Consider the following 17,022-nt stretch of genomic DNA (forward strand, 5'->3'; position numbering starts at 1 on the left):
CTTGTTCTGTTCGGGGCGGAAAGCCCCTTCTTCCAGCTGGGGTGGGGACTGCTGTTTTTTGGTTTGTGCCGGTCAAAGAGGAGGGCGCTGGGGAGAGTTGCAGCCCGCCCCTCGGCCGCATTGGCCGGTCCGCGGGGCATTGTCTGCAAAGCCTTTGTCCCGCAGCTTGACCGGCGCGAATTGGGCCCGGCCCGCGGCCCTTTGGATGTCCGGCAGAAGCCCTTCTCCCACCAACTGGGGAGGAAGGGGCGACAGCGCGCCCCTTTTGACCCCCAAAGGGCCGGAGAGGCCGCCTGTATTCGCCCGACGGCCCGACCAAAGAGAGCGCCTTCCCTCCTGCCGCCGAGCACGAGGGCAAGGGTGAGGGCGGCCAGTCAGCGGGGCGCGCTCGGGGTCTTTCCCTCCCCCTCCAGCCGCCGGCGCTGCCGCCAGAGACAGAATGTCGAGCAGAGGAAGGCGCCCCCCTCCGCCAGGGGGACCGCCAGCCAGATGCCCGCCCTCCCCCAGACCCGGGGCAGGTACAGGATGGCGGGCGCCAGCAGGCCAAAGGTGCGCAGAAAGGAGAGCAGGGCCGAGGTCCTGCCGTCCGACAGGGCGGTAAAATAGGCCGAGGAGAAGAGGTTTATCCCCGAGAAGAGGAAGGAGTAGGCAAAGAGGGAGAACCCCTCCGCCGCCAAATTTGCCACCGCCAGGTCCTCCCCCGCAAAGAGGGCGGCGATCCGGCCGCCCCCCAGCAGGGCCGCGGCAAACACCGCCAGGGAGGAGAGCCCCACCGCCCCCAGGGCCAGGTGGGTGGTCCTCGCCAGGGCCGAGCGATCCCCCCGCCCATACTGGTAGCTGATGACCGGGGCCACCCCCATGGAGAAGCCGATGTAGAGGGTGCTGAGCACGAACTGGGAGTAGATGAGGACGGTGATGGCCGCCACCCCCTCCTCCCCCAGGCGGGCCATCATGGCGGCGTTGAAGAGAAAGGTGGTCACCGCCGCCGCCAGCTGGCCCACCATCTCGCTGCAGCCGTTTCGGCAGCTCTCGGCCACCGCTTGCCACCCGCCGCCGGCGCGGGCAAAGCGCAGGCTCCCCCCGTCCCGGGCGAAAAACCAGAGACCGGCCGCCACGGGGATGGCGTAGCCGATCCCGGTCCCGAGGGCGGCCCCCGCCACCCCCATTTCCCCGGGGACGATGAAGAGCCAGTCCAGCAGGGCGTTGGCGCAGCCCGACCCCAGGGTGAGCGCCAGCCCCAGCCCGGGGCGGCCCGCCGTCACCAGCAGGTTTTGAAAGAACACCTGCCCCAGCCCCGCCGGGGTGAAGAGGAGGATGACGGCCAGGTAGTCGCGGCAGTAGGGGTAGAGGCGGTCGCTGGCCCCCAGCCCCCGGACGAGGGAGGGCAAAAAGAGCAGCCCTCCCAGGGCGATCAGCACCCCGAGGGCCCCGCTGAAGAGGGCCAGCAGGGTGAACTTGCGGCGGGCGGCCAGGGCGTTTCCCGCCCCCATCTCCCTCGCCACCAGGGCGCTCCCCCCGGTGGCCAGCATGGTCCCCAGCCCCACCGTCAGGTTGATGACCGGGCAGACGATGTTCACTGCCGAGAGGGCGTCGGTCCCCACCAGCCGGGCGATAAACAGGGTGTCCACCACCGTGTAAAGCCCCATGAAGAGCATGGTCCCCACTGTGGGCAGGGCAAAGCGCAGCAGGGCGGCGGGGCCGAAGGCCCGGTCCAGGGGGTTGGCCCCCTCGTTCTTTTTACCCATCCCGCCGCCTCCCCTCCGGGGAAAAGAGGATCATCTGCTGGGTGGGGTAGCCAAATTCCACCCGCAGGGGGCCCTCGACAAAGCCCAGGCGCAAAAAGGCGACCCGATAGCCCGGGTCGGCCCGGTCCCCCGCGCGGAAGGTGGTCAGGTAGAGGGGGCTGCCCGGCCAGCGGGCGGCAGCAAAGCGGAGCATTGCCCGGGCCGCCCCCCGCCGCCGGCAGTGGGGCGACACCGTCAGGTAATCGATCCACCCGGGCGCGCGCCCCAGGATGACCGCCCCCGCCAGCTCCCCCTCCCCGGTGGGCAGGAGGAAGGCCCGCCCCTCCGCCACCGCCGCCGCAAGGGCGCGGCCAAACCCCTCCGCCTCCAGGTGGGGAAAGCCCTCCACCGTGGAAAAGGCCAGCTCTGTCCAGGCGGGGATGTCCTCCCTTTGGGCCGGGCGCACCGCGCCAAACCGCCGCGCCCCTCTGGCAGAGAGCAGAGCTGCCGGGGGCGATGGCGCAGCTGCAGGGGGTAAAAGCGGCCCTCCTCCCGAAAGGCGCGGGGCGGCTGCTTGTAGAAGGCGGCAAAGGCGGCGGTGAAGGCCTGTTGGCTCTCATACCCCGCCGCCAGGGCGATGTCCGCCAGGGGCCGGCGGGTGTAGCAGAGCTGCAGCGCCGCCTCGGTCAACCGGCGGCGCTGGGCGTAGCGGGCGGGCGGCAGCCCCACCGCCCCCACAAAGGCCCGCTGCAGGTAGTAGGGGGAGTAGTGCAGCCGCTCGGCCAACTCGGCCAGCGAGATGCGGCGCTGCAGCTCCCCCTCGATGATGGCGACCGCCTCTGCCGCCAGTTTTCGCGCGCTGTTCAACGGCGCTCCCCCCTCTCTGTTTTTTCAGTATAGCAGATCGGCGCGCAGGGCGCTTTCTCCCCCTTGCCCACTTTGCCCATTTTGTGCGGGGAGGCGCGAAAAACCGCCCCAAAAGCGGAAACGGTTTGCCGTCGAAATGCCCCGCCGCTGTCAAACGGCCGCCTTTTTTTCGGGACAGATGCCAACGGTGCCAGACCGCCCCCAAAAAATCGACAAATTTGTGAGCAGTTTGCCCATTTCTTTCTGTCCTGCCGCCGTGGTATCCTGGTGGTACTTTGGAAAATGGAAAGCAGGAGGAAAGACGCCTATGGAACTCTTGAAGCAGCGCATCTTACAGGACGGAAAGGTCAAGCCCGGCCACATTTTGAAGGTGGACAGCTTTCTCAACCACCAGATGGACATCCCCCTTCTCGACGAGATCGGGGCGGAGTTTGCGCGCCGGTTCGCGGGGGTGCCGGTCAGCAAGATCCTCACCATCGAGGCGTCGGGCATCGGCATCGCCGCCATCGCCGCCCGTCACTTCGGCAACGTGCCGGTGATCTTTGCCAAAAAGACCAAGTCCAAGAACCTGGACGGGGACATCCTCACCGCCCAGGTGACCTCCTACACCCGGGGCACCACCTTTGACATTCAGGTGGAGAGCAAGTTTGTCAACCCGGGGGACCACATCCTCATCCTCGACGACTTTTTGGCCCGCGGACAGGCCCTGTTGGGCCTCATCCAACTGGTGCAGCAGGCCGGCGCCACCATCGCCGGCTGCGGCATCGTCATCGAAAAGGGCTTTCAGGACGGCGGGGAGCTGGTGCGCCAGACCGGCGTCCGGCTGGAGAGCCTGGCCGTCATCAAGGAGATGAGCGACGACAGCCTGGTCTTTGCCGACTGACCCACCCGCCCAAATGCCACTGCCGGGGACGTCCCCTCTCGACCGCCGAGAGGGGGCGTCTCCTTTTTTCGCGCAGAATTTACAATTTTTTCATAGCTGCCGCCAGAGCGCCCACTACAATAGAAAACACGGCCCGGCATATCTCTCCGGGCCGGAGACTAGACTACTGTATATCGGCCGCCCCTCCCGGCGGCACAGAAAAGAAGGGTGAAACGCAATATGTCACAAACGCTCTACTACAACGGCCACATCTACACCATGGAGCCCGGCGACCAGTGCCGCTGCGAGGCTGTTTTGGTGGCAGACGGCCGCATTTTGGGGGCCGGCGCGCTCGCCGCCATGGAGCAGCTGGCCGACGCCGGCGTCCGCCGGGTGGACTTGGGGGGAAAGACCCTCCTCCCCTCCTTCATCGACCCCCACAGCCACCTCTCCATGCTGGCAAACACCCTGCACGCCGTCCCCCTGGGGGACTGCACCAGCTACCGGCAGATCGTGCAGCGGCTGCGAGAGGCCGTCGCCAGCGGGGATCTGGAGCCCGGCCAGTGGGTCGTCGGCTTTGGCTATGACCACAACCGCCTCGAGGAGGGGCGCCACCCCACCCGGCAGGTGCTCGACCAGGTCAGTTCCACCCGGCCGGTGCTCATCACCCACCAGTCGGGCCACATGGGGGTGGCCAACACCATCGCCCTAAACCAGGGCGGCTACACCCCCCAGACCCCCGACCCCGAGGGCGGCAAAATTGGACGGGACTACGCCACCGGGGAGCTCAGCGGCTATCTGGAGGAAAACGCCTTTATCGCCTTCTCCTCCTCCGCCTCCGGCCTGGCCCCCACCTTCGCACAGATGCTGACCCTCTGCGAAAAGGCGCAGGAGGTGTATCTCAAACACGGCATCACCACCGCCCAGGAGGGGATGGTCAAGCACCAGAACTTCACCCTGCTGCGCACCCTGGCCGAGCACGGCAGCCTGAAATTGGACCTGGTGGGCTATGTCGACTTGAAGGACGAGGCGGACATCGCCAAGGAAAACCCCGAGTACCTGCGCCAATACCGCAACCGGCTGAAAATTGGCGGCTACAAGATCTTCCTCGACGGCTCGCCCCAGGGCAAGACCGCCTGGCTCTCCGCCCCCTACGAGGGCGAGCGGGACGGCTACTGCGGCTACCCCATCTACAAGGACGCCGAGGTGGAGCGGTTTTGCAAAATCGCCATGAGCGAGGGGATGCAGCTGCTCTGCCACTGCAACGGCGACGCCGCCTCGCAGCAGTACCTGGACGCCTTTGCCGCGGCCAAGGCCGCCCTGCCGGACAAAGACACCTGCCGCCCGGTGATGATCCACGCCCAGACGGTCCGCCCCGGCGACCAGGTGCCCCGGATGAAGGAGCTGGGGATGATGCCCTCCTACTTTGTCGCCCACACCTATTTCTGGGGGAACACCCACCTGAAAAACCTGGGGCAGGAGCGGGCTACCCGCATCTCCCCCGCCGCCTCCACCTTAAAGGCGGGCATCCCCTTCACCTTCCACCAGGACACCCCCGTCTTGGAGCCGGATATGCTCCGCACCGTCTGGTGCGCGGTCAACCGCATCAGCCTCTCGGGGGCCGACATGGGAAAAGCGGAGCGCATCTCCCCCCTGGAGGCGCTGAAGGCCGTGACCATCAACGCCGCCTACCAGTACTTTGAAGAGGACGAAAAGGGCTCCATCGCCCCCGGCAAGCTGGCCAACCTGGTCATCCTCGACCAGGACCCCATGGAGGTGGACCCCATGGCGATCTGCGACATCCGGGTGGTGGAGACCATCCGCGAGGGCGAGACCCTCTACCGCGCCTGAGGGACAGGCGACAAAAGAGCGCGCGAACGGTGTTCGCGCGCTCTTTTTCTCTGTTTTAGTCCTGGTGAAAGAAAACCCCCATGACGGTTTTCCACATCAGCTTGAAATCCTCCCCGAGGCCGAAGTTTTGCAGGTATTCCAGGTTGTAGCGCATCTTGGCGGGCAGCACCCGGGTGACATAGGCCTGGTCGATGTCGCTGCAGCCCTCTTCCATGGCCTGGTTGAGGATGGTCTGCTCGTCTTTGAACTTGATGCTGGCGTTGGAGGTGATCCCCGCCGGCAGCAGCAGGGTGGCCCGCATCTCATCGGTGTAGGCGTCCACGTACTGGGGCACCTCGGGGCGGGTACCCACAAAGGTCATCTGCCCCAAAAAGACGTTGATGAGCTGGGGCAGCTCGTCCAGCCGGTAGACGCGCAGCTTGTCCCCCACCCGGGTGACCCGGCTGTCGCCGGGGGCGGTGACGGCGCTGCCCAGCTTGTCCGCGTCCTGCACCATGGTGCGGAACTTAAAGATGCGAAAGGGCTTGCCGCCGGTGGTGATCCGCTCCTGCCGAAAAAAGACCGGCCCGCGGGAGTCGCACTTGATGACCACCGCCAGCACCAGCAGCAGCGGCGACAGGCAGATGAGCATCAGGGCGCTGACGATCAGGTCAAAGGCCCGCTTGCAGAGAAGGCTCCCCTTTTTCTTGAGCAGCCTGTCCCTGTATTGGTGGATGATGGGGGCGTCCATCGCCCCCGTCAGTTTCCCTGGTATCATACATCTTCCTCAAGGCTTTGCAGGACCGCTGCAATCACATATTCCACCTGCTCATCGGTGAGGGTGCTGTACAGGGGAAGGGTAACCTCGTTTACAAACTGGGCGTAGGCGTTGGGGTAATCGGCAATGTCAAAACCCAGGTTTTTGTAGGCGCTCAACAGCGGCAGCGGCTTGTAGTGGACGTTGGTGGCGACCCCCTTCTCGGCGATGCGCTCGATGAGGGCGTTTCGCTTTTCCAGGCTGTAGCCGGGGATCCGGGTCAGATAGAGGTGGCCGGAGGACTGGTATTCCCCGGTGTAGTGGGGCATGACCTCCAGCTTGCCGGCAAAGGCGGCGTCGTAGCGCGCAATCACGGAGCGGCGCTCGGCCAACAGCTGGGGATAGCGCTCCAACTGGCTCTGCCCCAGGCCCGCCAAAATATCGGTCATGTTGCACTTGTAGGCCGGGGAGACGATGTCGTACTCCCAGGCGCCCAACTTGTTCTTGGAGAGGGCGTCTTTGGTCTGCCCGTGCAGGGAGAGCAGCATGAACTGGCGGTAGATCTCCTCCCCGTCGATGCCGGGAAAGTCCAGCCAGGTGGCGCTCCCCCCCTCGGCGGTGGTGAGGTTTTTCACCGCGTGGAAGGAAAAGCAGGTGAAGTCGGCCACAGAGCCGATCTGCCTGCCCTTGTAGGTGGCCCCTACCGAGTGGGCGGCGTCCGCCACCACGGCCACCCGGCCGATGGCCTTTTGCAGGTCGCCAGACGGGGTGAAGAGGTCTTTTTTTCGCTCCAACACCGAGAAGATGGCGTCGTAGTCGGCGGGCACCCCGCCGATGTCCACCGGAATGACCGCCTTGGTTCTCGGGGTGATGGCCTTTTCCAGATTGGCGACCGACATGTGGTAGCTGCCCTCGTCCACGTCGATGAGGACCGGGGTGGCACCCACGTGGCAGATGACGCTGCAGGAGGCCGTGTAGGTATATGCGGAGGTGATGACCTCGTCCCCCGGGCCGATGCCCAGCACCCGCAGAGAGAGTTCCAGCGCGGCGGTGGCCGAGTTGAGGCAGGCGGTGTGGGAGGTGCCGCAGTAGGCGGAGAGGTCCTTTTCCAGCTGTTTGGTCTTAGGGCCGGTGGTGATCCAACCCGAACGGAGGGCGTCGACTACATTGGCGATGTCCTGTTCGCTGATATCCGGGGGAGAAAAGGGAATTTTCATTACAAATCGCACTCATTTCTCTTGATTACTCGGTGGATAAGCCACAGAAGAAAGGACGGCACCCTGCCCGAGGCAGCATTGGGCCGACCTTGCTTGAATCAATTGTAATCGTTTCCCCATGGCCTGTCAAGAAATGGGCGCACTTTATCACGGAAAATTCATTTTCTCCCCCGGCTTTTCAGACGGCGTTCACGGAGGGTTCATGTTCTCGTTTTTGGCGGCCGTTTCAGGGTCATCTTTCATGTACATTTTTTCCTTTTGCGTGACTTTTATCCTCCTCTCTGTACCGTCTGTGGCCGCTTGTGGTATAATGACAAAAATGCGGCTGCTCTGCGGAGATTGCCGGGCTGCGGCGCACCCAGTACCTGCATCCTGCCCGCGGCCCAGCGGCGCGCCTTGCAGTGGGTAGGGCGGGTAGATAAGCAGGCGGCAAAACCCAGCTGAAAGGGCTTCCCACTTCCCCTCTGGCGCTCCCCGCTGCGTCCGCAAGGGCTTGCAGCCGCGCGGTAGATTTGTCGGGCCGCCCTGCTCACCGGCGGGTGATCCCACCCATGCCGCCTGCCGCCCCACTCCCAAAGAGGTGAAATGCCTGTTTTGGCAGGGGCAAACTGTAAAAAAGAGAGAAAGAGGGTACTTTTGTGAAGGATAAAACTGTGGTCCTCAACGCCGACCGCATCAACTACGACGGCAAAATCGACTTCTCCCACATCGCCTCCCAGGTCACCGTCTACGGCGCCACCGACGAGGGGCAGCTGCTGGAGCGCATTCAGGGATACGACATTGTGGTGACCAAGGAGATGTCCGTCTCCGCCGAGAGCATCCGCCGGTTCCCCGATTCGGTCAAGCTCCTCTGCGAGGCGGGGACCGGCTACAACAACATCGACCTGGCCGCCGCCAAGGCCCGGGGGATCACCGTCTGCAACATCCCCGCCTACAGCACCCAGCGGGTTGCGCACACCGTCTTTTTGCTGCTGCTCAACCTCTTTTCCTCCATGCAGAAGCAGCAGGCCATGCTCTGCCGGGGCGATCACAGCAATTTTGAGCAGTTTCTCCAGGTCGACCACCTGGAGCTCAACGGCAAGACCCTGGGGGTCGTCGGGGCCGGTCACATCGGTCGGGCGGTCATCCGCCTGGCCCACGCCTTTGACATGGAGGTACTGGCCTACACCCGCACCCCTCGGCCCGACGAGGAGGGGGTGCGGTATGTCCCCCTCGACACCCTGCTGCGGGAGAGCGATGCCGTGACCCTCCACTGTCCCCTCACCGATCAGACCCGACATCTGATCGACGAGGCGGCCCTCGCCAAGATGAAACCGACCGCCTTCCTCATCAACACCTCCCGTGGGGCTTTGATCGACGAGCCCGCCCTCATTCGGGCCCTGGCCGCCCGACAGATCGCCGGGGCCGGACTAGATGTGTTGGAGCAGGAGCCCCCCCGGCCGGACAACCCGCTCTACACCCTGGACAACGTGGTCCTCACCCCCCACATGGGTTGGAAGGGGCTGGAGACCCGCCAGCGCCTTGTCGATCTGTTGGGGGAAAACATCGCCGCCTTCTGCCGGGGAGAGCCCCGCAACGTCATCGTCTGAGCCTCGCTTGGCGAATCAAGTGGGTAAAAGAAGGAGCTGAAGCAGCAGATGCTGTTCCAGCTCCTTTTTGTTGTGGGGTGTATGTAGGGCGTTGCGCTTTGGAATAGGAAGTTTGCACAGCGGCTGTATCTGTGCAGGCGCTGAGGTTTTGGGTTGTGTCCCCGAATGGGGGGACGACGACCCCCGTAAAAAGTGTAGCGCCAGAAGGACAAATAGTTCAATCCACATCCCCCGCATGGGGGACGACCAATAGTTTTCCTTTTTATGGTAGTAAATGCTATTATAATTTCAATCCATGCCCCCCGCGTGGGGGACGACTATTCTCCCTGGCCCGCTCAAAGAGCCTGCTCAAAATTTCAATCCACGCCCCCCGCGTGGGGGACGACAGACAACAGCTCCATACGGCTTCTACTTCAACAAATTTCAATCCACGTCCCCCGCGTGGGGGACGACATCAGCAATGCCGGACAGTCGCCTCTAATCTGGAATTTCAATCCACGTCCCCCGCGTGGAGGACGACATGACTTCCGGCGTTTTACCCGCCGGGGCGTAAAATTTCAATCCACGTCCCCCGCGTGGGGGACGACCGCTCCTTGCGGACACGTCAACGGGACTATATGCATTTCAATCCACGTCCCCCGCGTGGGGGACGACTTTCATGGCTGTTCCTCCTGTTCCATATATTCCATTTCAATCCACGTCCCCCGCGTGGGGGACGACCTTTTTCAATCTCTTTGTTGATGTTTTCATAATCATTTCAATCCACGTCCCCCGCGTGGGGGACGACAAGCAAGAGTGGGCCGTGGGATGAAGTCACCCAAATTTCAATCCACGTCCCCCGCGTGGGGGACGACGGTCAAGCTGCTGGATTATGGAGAGGATGAAGAATTTCAATCCACGTCCCCCGCGTGGGGGACGACCACGTCCTCACATCTCGGCGGAAAAGCATGGACAATTTCAATCCACGTCCCCCGCGTGGGGGACGACTTGGTAGAGCCCGGTTTGACCGTCCTCCGAGAGCTCATTTCAATCCACGTCCCCCGCGTGGGGGACGACCGCAAAACAGCACAAAAACAAGACGCTGCTTTCCTATTTAGGATACTCTTTTCACAAAATCCTGTCAAATGCAAATCCTATTTTCTCCGAATTTCTCCATTCCACCGCAAAAGGCCGGCATTCTACAGTGCGAACCTCCCGGCAAATGGATGTGCACTTGGGGTTCGCACCCGCGAATTGGGGGAAAAGCGCGCAAAAGAGCTGGACGCAGACGCGTCCAGCTCTTTGAATCGAGGGATATGCGAGGGCAGGGCAATCAGCCCGGGGGCCAGGCCAGCGAGCGGCCGGCCAGCACGTGAAAGTGCAGGTGACCCACCGTCTGGCCGCCATCCTTGCCGCAGTTGTTGACGATGCGGTAGCCGTCTTTCAGCCCCAGCTCCCCCGCCAGCTTGGCGATGGTGGCGAAGATGTGGGCGACAATGGCGCTGTTTTCTTCGGTCAGCTCGTCGCAGCTGGCGATGTGGGCCTTGGGGATGACCAGAAAGTGGACCGGCGCCTGGGGGTCGACATCGTAAAAGGCCAGGATCGAGTCGTCCTCATAGAGCTTTTTTGAGGGGATCTCCCCCCCTGCGATCTTGCAAAAAAGGCAATCCACTGGGCACTCCTCCCTTCTGCCGGCGGGCAGGGGCTCTCCCCCGCCCGCCGGGCGATTTTGTGTAAGCGCTGACGCCGCACCCTGTCAAAGGCGGGGCGGGAAAGGCGCTAGTGGGCGATCATTCGGGCGATGATGCTGGGCACCTGGGCGATGGCCTCGTCGATTTTGAAAATTTCCTTGACGCCGGCCATGGCGTTGTCGGCCCGGCCGCCGCCGCTGCCCCCGGCCAGTTTGGCGATCTCCTTGACCAGGTTGCCGGCGTGGACCCCGGCCTCAACGGCCTCTTTGCCGCAGGACACACAGATGGTGCCCTTGCCGTCGACCACGGTGGAGAGGACGGCCACCATCCGCGGCGCCTTGTCCCGCACCCGCTCGCCCATCGAGCGCAGGCTCTTGGCGTCGGTGCCGGTGAAGGAGGCGCTGACCAGTCGCACGTTCCCCACCTCGGTGGCCTGCTCGAAGAGGCTGTCCATCTGGATGGCAGCCAGCTGGCTGCCCAGCTCCTCGATCTGCTTGCCGCAGCGCTTGAGCTCGCCCATCACCGACTCGGCCTTCTCCACCAAGTCGGCGGGGTTTTGCAGTTTCAGGGCCCGGGCGGCCTGCTGGATGGTCTCCTGGTCGCGGTCGAGCTGGCGGATGACACCGAAGCCGGTGACGGCCTCGATCCGGCGGACGCCGGCGGCCACCGAGCTCTCGGAGAGGATCTTGAACAGCCCGATGCAGCCGGTGTTCTTCACGTGGGTGCCGCCGCAGAACTCGCGGGAGAAATCCCCCACCGAGCAGACCCGGACGGTGTCGCCGTACTTCTCGCCAAAGAGGGCCATGGCCCCCAGCTGCTTGGCCTCCTCAATGGGCATCTCCCGCACGTCGGTGGGCAGGGCCTCCATGATCTTGCGGTTGACCAGCTCCTCCACCTGGGCCAGTTCCAGCCCGCTCATGGAGGAGAAGTGGGAGAAGTCAAAGCGGACGCGGTCCTTGGTCACCAGCTGGCCGGCCTGGTGGACATGCTCGCCCAGCACCTCCCGCAGGGCGGCCTGCAGCAGGTGGGCGGAGGTGTGGTTGCGGGCCACGGCGGCGCGGTAGTCCTTGTCCACCGAGAGGCGCAGGGCATCGCCGGTGTGGAGGGTGCCGCACTGCACGGTGACGGTGTGGAGGTACTGGCCGGTGGGGGACTTGGTGCAGTCCTCCACCAGGGCGGCGACCCCCTCGCCGGTGATGGCGCCCCGGTCCCCCACCTGTCCGCCGCTCTCGGCATAGAAAGGGGTGGTGTCGAAGATGAGGGTGGCCTGCTCGCCGGCGGTGACGCTGTCGGCCAGCTGACCGCCTGCGATGATGCAGGCCAGGCGGGCCACCGCGTCCAGCTTTTCATAGCCCACAAACGCGGTGCGGGGCAGGTCCAGCTCGGCGGTGACGTCCTCCGACCAGGCGATGGTGTCCATCTGCTCCCTGGCGGCGCGGGCCCGCTGGCGCTGCTGCTCCATCAGCTCGTTGAAGGTCGCTTCGTCCAGGCCGATCTCCCGCTCGGCCACGATCTCCCGCACCAGGTCGATGGGGAAGCCGAAGGTGTCGTAGAGCTTGAAGGCCTCGTCCCCGGGGAGGACGGCCTTGCCGGCCTTGATCTGCTCGGCGCTGATGTGGTCGAGCATGGTGCTCAGCAGCTCCATCCCCTGGTCGATGGTCTTTTCAAAGCGGAGCTCTTCGTTCTGGATGACCTTTTTGATGTACTCCCGCTTTTCGCCCAACTCGGGGTAGGCACCGATGTTCTCGTCGATGACGGTGTCGCAGACCTGGTAGAGGAAGGCCCGGTCGATGCCCAGCAGCCGGCCGTGGCGGGCGGCCCGGCGCAGCAGCCGGCGCAGCACGTAGCCCCGGCCCTCGTTTTGCGGCACCACCCCGTCGGAAACCATGAAGACGGTGGAGCGGATGTGGTCGGTCACCACCCGCAGGGAGACGTCGGTGCGGGGGTCCTCGCCGTAGTGGACGCCGGCGATCTTGCTGATGTGCTTCATGATGTTCTGGACGGTGTCCACCTCAAAGAGGTTGTCCACCCCCTGCATCAGGCAGGCGAGGCGCTCGAGCCCCATGCCGGTGTCGATGTTCTTGTGCTCCATCTCGGTGTAGTTGCCCTCGCCGTCGTTGACAAACTGGGAGAACACCAGGTTCCAAAACTCCATGAAGCGATCGCACTCGCAGCCGGGGCCGCAGTCGGGGCTGCCGCAGCCGTACTTCTCGCCCCGGTCAAAGTAGATCTCGGAGCAGGGGCCACAGGGGCCGGCGCCGATCTCCCAGAAGTTGTCCTCCTTGCCCAGGCGGACCACCCGCTCGGGGGCCACGCCGATCTCCTTGGTCCAGATATCGTAGGCCTCGTCGTCGTCCAGGTAGATGGTGACCCAGAGCTTGTCCACCGGGATCTCCAGCCGCTGGGTGATGAACTCCCAGGCCCAGGCGATGGCCTCTTTCTTGAAGTAGTCGCCAAAGGAGAAGTTGCCCAGCATCTCAAAGTAGGTGCCGTGGCGGGCGGTCTTGCCCACCTGCTCGATGTCGGGGGTGCGGATGCACTTCTGGCAGGTGGTGACCCGGACGTTGGGCGGGGTCTCCTGCCCGAGGAAGTACTTTTTCAGCGGGGCCATCCCCGAGTTGATGAGCAGGAGGCTGTTGTCCCCCTGGGGCACCAGCGGGGCGCTGGGGAGGCGGGTGTGACCCTTCTCCTCAAAAAAGGCGAGAAACTCTTCCCGCAGTTGATTCAGTCCAGTCCATTTCACGATCGACTCGCTCCTCTTTTCTCGTTGGTTGCGCCAAAGGGGTCTGCCCTTAGCCGGCGGTTGCGGCGTACAAAAAAACAGCCCCGCCCCCACTCTGGGACGAAAGCTGTCAGTTTCCGCGGTACCACCCAAATTGCGCAGGGCGTAAAGGCCCCCGCCTCTTTGCGGCCGTAACGGGGCCGGGCCCGCCGCCGGTCCTCCCGGCGAAACTCCAAGGCGGCAGCCATGCGCCCCGCCCAAGGGCCCTTTCAGCACAGGGGCCCCTCTCTGGGTGGGGAGGCGCACAGCCTTCCTCTTCAGCGTCTTTCACAAAGATGATTGTACACGCACCGGCCGCCATTTGTCAAGGAAAAGGCGGCTTTTTCAGGCCATTTTCCCCGCCCGCCCAGACCGGGCACCCAAAATCGGCGAAAAGCGCCTCTTTTTTGGCGCTCACCCTGGAAAAACGGGGCCAAATCGCGTATACTGGCCCTGTTTGGAAAAGCTAGAGAGAAAGGACGTGACCGGAGATGAAAATCGACTGGAAAGAGGAGGGGAAGAAGGTCCCCTTCATCGTGGCGGGGAACGCCATCTTGGCCCTGGGGGTGGTGGCCTTTATCGTGCCCGGGGGGCTGATTTCCGGCGGGGCCACCGGCCTGGCCCTGCTCATCAGCCACCTGCTGCCGGTGGACATCTCGTTGGCGCTCTCTGCCCTCAACTTCGTCCTCTTCTTCGTGGGGGCGGCCTTTTTGGGGCGGCGCTTTGCCCTGTCCACCCTCCTCTCCTCGGTGCTCTACCCGCTATTTGTCAAGCTGTTTCAGTCTGTCCCCGCCCTGACCTCCTTCACCGACAACATCCTCCTGCAGACAGTGTACAGCGGGCTGCTGGTGGGGCTGGGGGTCGGCCTGGTGCTGCGGGTGGGCTCCTCCACCGGGGGGATGGACATCCCGCCGGTGATCCTCCACGAGAAGATGGGGCTGCCCCTGGCGGGGCTGATGTACAGCTTTGACACGGTGATCCTGCTCTGCCAAATCGGCTATTCCAGCGCCGAACAGGTGCTCTTCGGGGTGCTGGAAGTCCTCATCAGCGCCCTGGTGATGAGCCGGGTGCTGCTGCTGGGCAAGAGCCAGACCCAGGCCATGATCATCAGCCCCAAGTACCAGGAGATCAGTCAGGCCATTCAGGAACAGCTGGAGCGGGGCACCACCCTGCTGGCGGCCACCACCGGCTACCTGCTGGCCAACCAACAGGTGGTGATGGCGGTGGTCTCCAACCGGGAACTGGCCCGGCTCAAATCGGTGGTGACCGCCATCGACCCCCAGGCCTTCATGGTGCTCAGCGAGGTGGGGGAGGTGCGGGGGCGCGGCTTCTCCTTTGAGCAGGAGCGCCGTCGCCGCCCTGAACAGACCCGATAAAAAAAGGAAGAGGCCCCCGGACGGCAGCGCTGTCCGGGGGCCCTCTCTTTTGCCTGTCGGGGACGCTCACTCAACGGTGACCTCCAGGGAGCGGAGGAGGTTGACGGCCTCGGGGAAGGAGAAGCGGGCCCCCTTCATCCGGCTGGTGAGAACGTCGATCTCGTACCCCGTCGCCTCGCGGAAGTCCGCCCTCCGCAGGTCGCACTTAAAAAACTCGGTCCCCTCCAACCGGCAGCCGAAAAAGCGGCTCTCGAGGAGGTCGCACTCGCCGAAGGTGGAGCGCAGGAGGGCGCAGCTGGAAAAGTCAAACCGGCGCAGGCTCATCCCGGTGAAGGTGTTGTACCTGAGCTGGCAGTCCTCCAGGCTGCTGACCGGCTCGGCAAAGCGGCCGCTGGGCAGCAGTTCGCCCCAGTTGACCCCCACCAGGGAGGAGGCGACCCAGTCGGTGCCGCGGAGTTCCGACCCCTCGCTGCGCAGGTTGGTCACCCGGCACCCCTCGAACCGGCAGCCGGAGAAGGTGCAGCCCAGCAGCCGGCAGTTTTCGGCGGCGCAGTCGCGAAAGGTGCAGTCGGCAAAGGTGCACCCCGCAAGGGTCTCCCCTTCCAGCCGCACCCCCTCGAAAAGGCGGTCTTCAAAGGAGCCGTTTTCCACCATTTTGCAATCCCTCCCCGCCCCCTCCTCGCCGCCCACAGGGCGGGGAAGGGATATGAGGGGATTATAGCACATCCCGCCCGGCGGGACAATGGGGCTGACGAGCGCGGCCGGGCACACCTTTTTTCCCACCTTCCCGTAGACTGGCGGAGGCCGCGCGGACGGCCAAACATTGCTGTGAGAGGAAGGAATGCCATGCAAAACTGCAAAAGCGACCCGGCGCAGGCCGGACTGAGGCGCTGTCTGGGGCTGCGGGAGACCATCACCCTGACGGTGGGAACGGTGATCGGGGTGGGGCTGTTCACCGTGGGGGCCAACGTGGTGGGGATGCTGGGGCCCGCCACCATCCTCGCCACCCTGGCGGCCATGCTGGTGAGCATCTACCCCGCCCTGCTCTACGCCGAGATGGGGGCCGCCCTCCCCTTTTCCGGGGGTACATATCAATACGCGTCCCTGGGGTTGGGGCGGCCCTTTGGGATGCTGGCGGGGTGGAACTTCATCATCTCCATGGTGTCGGTGGCCAGCGGCGAGGCCCTGGCCTTCAGCTTCTACCTGCGCACCCTGCTGGGGGCCCTGGGGATCGAGCTGCCCCTCTCGGACCGGTGGGTGGCCTGCATCACCCTGGCGGCCTTTTTGCTGCTGGCCGTGCGGGGGGTGGAGATGACCGGGCGGCTGCAAAACGGGTTCCTCTTTTTCTTCTGGGGGGTGGCGGCGGTCTGGGTGCTCTCCCTGCTGCCCTCCCTGACCGGCGGCGGGACGGTGGCGGTGCCCGACCCGTCCAGCCTGACCCCCAGCGGCTTTCTGGGGTGCGTCTGTCTCATCTGGTGGTGTTTTGCCGGGTTTGAGACCTGCTGCGCCATGGGGGAGGAGATCCGCTACCCCCAGAAAAACCTGCCCCGGGCCCTCTTCCTGGCCCCGTTTTTGGTCTTTGCGGTCAACGGGCTGTTCCAGTGGGCGCTGGTGGCCCTGGTGCCGGGGGACGCCCTGGGGCAGCTGGCCACGGCGGCCGCCCCCTATGCCGAGGGGATGCGCCTGGCCGGGGTGGTGGGCTTCCCCCTGGTGCTCCTCTGCGCGGGCATCGCCTTTGGGGGCGACTTCTCCACCCTCAACGCCGGGGTGTCGGCCCCGGCGCGCTACCTCTACACCATGGCCAGGGACGGGGCGGCCCCCGCCGTCTTCGGCAGGCTGCACCCCCGCTGGCACACCCCCGCCGCGGCCGTGGCCGTCATCGGGGGGCTGATGGTTTTGCTGGTGGGCACCGGCTCCATCGCCTACATCGCCTCCCTCTCCCTCTTCGCGACCCTCTTTTACTACGTCATCGGCATCGCCGCGGCCTGCGGGCTGCGGCTGCACAAGCCCGACCTGACCCGGCCCTACCGGGCCCCCCTGCTCTGGGTGGGGGCGCCGGTGAGCATTGCCGTCTACCTGGTGATGATGACCCAGTTAGACCCCTTCGCCGCCCTGGCGGGGGCGGCCTGGTCGGCCCTGGGGCTGCTGCTCTACGCCCTCTGCCGCCGGGGAAGGCGGGGGGCGGAGATCGCGCTGCCCCCCCTGCCCCCGCTGCCGGGGCCGGAGGAGAGCCGAAAGATGGACCGCTCCTTCCACCGCTGGGCCTGGGCGGTGGCGGCCGCCGCCCTGTTGGTCTTGGGGCTCAACCTGGCCCTGTTGGCCCGCTGAAATCCCGGTGGAGCGCATGAACCGCTCCCCCTTCGCATAGG

General features: G+C 64.8%; 13 protein-coding genes and 1 CRISPR repeat array. Of the genes, 5 read left to right on the top strand and 8 right to left on the bottom strand.

Going from position 1 to position 17,022, the window contains the following annotated elements:
- Nucleotides 1-374: 374 nt before the first annotated feature.
- The 3 genes from ACTNAU_RS05490 to ACTNAU_RS05500 are packed head-to-tail and all read right to left on the bottom strand — an operon-like array spanning nt 375 to nt 2,591.
- Nucleotides 375-1,745: an MATE family efflux transporter gene (locus tag ACTNAU_RS05490; protein ID WP_441097808.1), complete on the bottom strand. Its 1,371-nt coding sequence runs from the start codon at nt 1,743-1,745 to the stop codon at nt 375-377.
- Nucleotides 1,738-2,076 (bottom strand): GNAT family N-acetyltransferase, encoded by a 339-nt coding sequence (locus tag ACTNAU_RS05495; protein WP_441097809.1) that lies wholly within the window; start codon nt 2,074-2,076, stop codon nt 1,738-1,740. Before ACTNAU_RS05495 ends, ACTNAU_RS05490 begins: the two co-directional genes overlap by 8 nt.
- Entirely contained in the window at nt 1,980-2,591 is a 612-nt protein-coding gene (locus tag ACTNAU_RS05500; RefSeq protein WP_441097810.1) for a helix-turn-helix transcriptional regulator, read from the bottom strand. Before ACTNAU_RS05500 ends, ACTNAU_RS05495 begins: the two co-directional genes overlap by 97 nt.
- 307 nt (nt 2,592-2,898) lie before the next feature.
- On the opposite strand from ACTNAU_RS05500, the gene ACTNAU_RS05505 reads away from it, so the two are divergent.
- Both ACTNAU_RS05505 and ACTNAU_RS05510 read left to right on the top strand, forming a co-directional pair.
- Nucleotides 2,899-3,474 (top strand): xanthine phosphoribosyltransferase, encoded by a 576-nt coding sequence (locus ACTNAU_RS05505; protein ID WP_216402333.1) that lies wholly within the window; start codon nt 2,899-2,901, stop codon nt 3,472-3,474.
- Between the two features lie 219 nt (nt 3,475-3,693).
- Complete coding sequence (locus tag ACTNAU_RS05510; protein WP_441097811.1) at nt 3,694-5,304, top strand: amidohydrolase; 1,611 nt, start codon at nt 3,694-3,696, stop codon at nt 5,302-5,304.
- 55 nt (nt 5,305-5,359) lie between these two features.
- On the opposite strand, the gene ACTNAU_RS05515 is transcribed toward ACTNAU_RS05510, so the two are convergent.
- Both ACTNAU_RS05515 and ACTNAU_RS05520 read right to left on the bottom strand, forming a co-directional pair.
- Nucleotides 5,360-6,061: a sugar transferase gene (locus tag ACTNAU_RS05515; RefSeq protein WP_021658894.1), complete on the bottom strand. Its 702-nt coding sequence runs from the start codon at nt 6,059-6,061 to the stop codon at nt 5,360-5,362.
- Nucleotides 6,058-7,257 carry a DegT/DnrJ/EryC1/StrS family aminotransferase gene (locus ACTNAU_RS05520; RefSeq protein WP_441097812.1) on the bottom strand — a complete coding sequence of 400 codons (1,200 nt, stop codon included), beginning with the start codon at nt 7,255-7,257 and terminating at the stop codon, nt 6,058-6,060. The genes ACTNAU_RS05515 and ACTNAU_RS05520 overlap by 4 nt, the downstream gene beginning before the upstream one ends.
- 638 nt (nt 7,258-7,895) lie before the next feature.
- Between ACTNAU_RS05520 and ACTNAU_RS05525 the strand changes: the two genes are divergently transcribed.
- Nucleotides 7,896-8,846 (top strand): NAD(P)-dependent oxidoreductase, encoded by a 951-nt coding sequence (locus tag ACTNAU_RS05525; protein ID WP_441097813.1) that lies wholly within the window; start codon nt 7,896-7,898, stop codon nt 8,844-8,846.
- Between the two features lie 214 nt (nt 8,847-9,060).
- Nucleotides 9,061-9,902: direct repeats of the CRISPR family, unit length 33 nt; unit sequence ATTTCAATCCACGTCCCCCGCGTGGGGGACGAC.
- A gap of 256 nt (nt 9,903-10,158) precedes the next feature.
- Here the strand turns inward: ACTNAU_RS05525 and ACTNAU_RS05530 are convergent.
- Together ACTNAU_RS05530 and alaS are read right to left on the bottom strand one after the other, a co-directional pair.
- On the bottom strand, nt 10,159-10,497 hold the full coding sequence (locus tag ACTNAU_RS05530) for a histidine triad nucleotide-binding protein (protein WP_021658887.1): 339 nt from the start codon (nt 10,495-10,497) through the stop codon (nt 10,159-10,161).
- A gap of 107 nt (nt 10,498-10,604) precedes the next feature.
- The gene (gene alaS, locus ACTNAU_RS05535; RefSeq protein WP_441097814.1) at nt 10,605-13,259 is read right to left on the bottom strand and encodes an alanine--tRNA ligase; all 2,655 of its coding nucleotides are present in this window, start codon (nt 13,257-13,259) and stop codon (nt 10,605-10,607) included.
- Between the two features lie 509 nt (nt 13,260-13,768).
- Between alaS and ACTNAU_RS05540 the strand changes: the two genes are divergently transcribed.
- A complete protein-coding gene (locus tag ACTNAU_RS05540) occupies nt 13,769-14,653 on the top strand; it encodes a YitT family protein (protein ID WP_441097815.1) in 885 nt (294 codons plus the stop codon).
- Nucleotides 14,654-14,719: 66 nt separating this feature from the next.
- Here the strand turns inward: ACTNAU_RS05540 and ACTNAU_RS05545 are convergent, their stop codons facing one another.
- Entirely contained in the window at nt 14,720-15,307 is a 588-nt protein-coding gene (locus ACTNAU_RS05545) for a pentapeptide repeat-containing protein (RefSeq protein ID WP_441097816.1), read from the bottom strand.
- 192 nt (nt 15,308-15,499) lie between these two features.
- On the opposite strand from ACTNAU_RS05545, the gene ACTNAU_RS05550 reads away from it, so the two are divergent.
- Nucleotides 15,500-16,981 (top strand): APC family permease, encoded by a 1,482-nt coding sequence (locus ACTNAU_RS05550; RefSeq protein WP_441097817.1) that lies wholly within the window; start codon nt 15,500-15,502, stop codon nt 16,979-16,981.
- The last annotated feature ends 41 nt before the right edge of the window (nt 16,982-17,022 follow it).

Origin of the sequence: Bittarella sp. HCP28S3_D9 (assembly GCF_052065655.1) — a bacterium.
Taxonomy (GTDB): Bacteria; Bacillota; Clostridia; order Oscillospirales; family Ruminococcaceae; genus Bittarella; species Bittarella massiliensis.

Excerpts from the sequence above, each read along its gene's own strand:
- ACTNAU_RS05490 (WP_441097808.1), bottom strand. The coding sequence starts at position 1,745 with ATGGGTAAAAAGAACGAGGGGGCCAACCCCCTGGACCGGGCCTTCGGC.
- ACTNAU_RS05505 (WP_216402333.1), top strand. The coding sequence starts at position 2,899 with ATGGAACTCTTGAAGCAGCGCATCTTACAGGACGGAAAGGTCAAGCCC.
- ACTNAU_RS05510 (WP_441097811.1), top strand. The coding sequence starts at position 3,694 with ATGTCACAAACGCTCTACTACAACGGCCACATCTACACCATGGAGCCC.
- ACTNAU_RS05515 (WP_021658894.1), bottom strand. The coding sequence starts at position 6,061 with ATGATACCAGGGAAACTGACGGGGGCGATGGACGCCCCCATCATCCAC.
- ACTNAU_RS05520 (WP_441097812.1), bottom strand. The coding sequence starts at position 7,257 with ATGAAAATTCCCTTTTCTCCCCCGGATATCAGCGAACAGGACATCGCC.
- ACTNAU_RS05540 (WP_441097815.1), top strand. The coding sequence starts at position 13,769 with ATGAAAATCGACTGGAAAGAGGAGGGGAAGAAGGTCCCCTTCATCGTG.
- ACTNAU_RS05545 (WP_441097816.1), bottom strand. The coding sequence starts at position 15,307 with ATGGTGGAAAACGGCTCCTTTGAAGACCGCCTTTTCGAGGGGGTGCGG.
- ACTNAU_RS05550 (WP_441097817.1), top strand. The coding sequence starts at position 15,500 with ATGCAAAACTGCAAAAGCGACCCGGCGCAGGCCGGACTGAGGCGCTGT.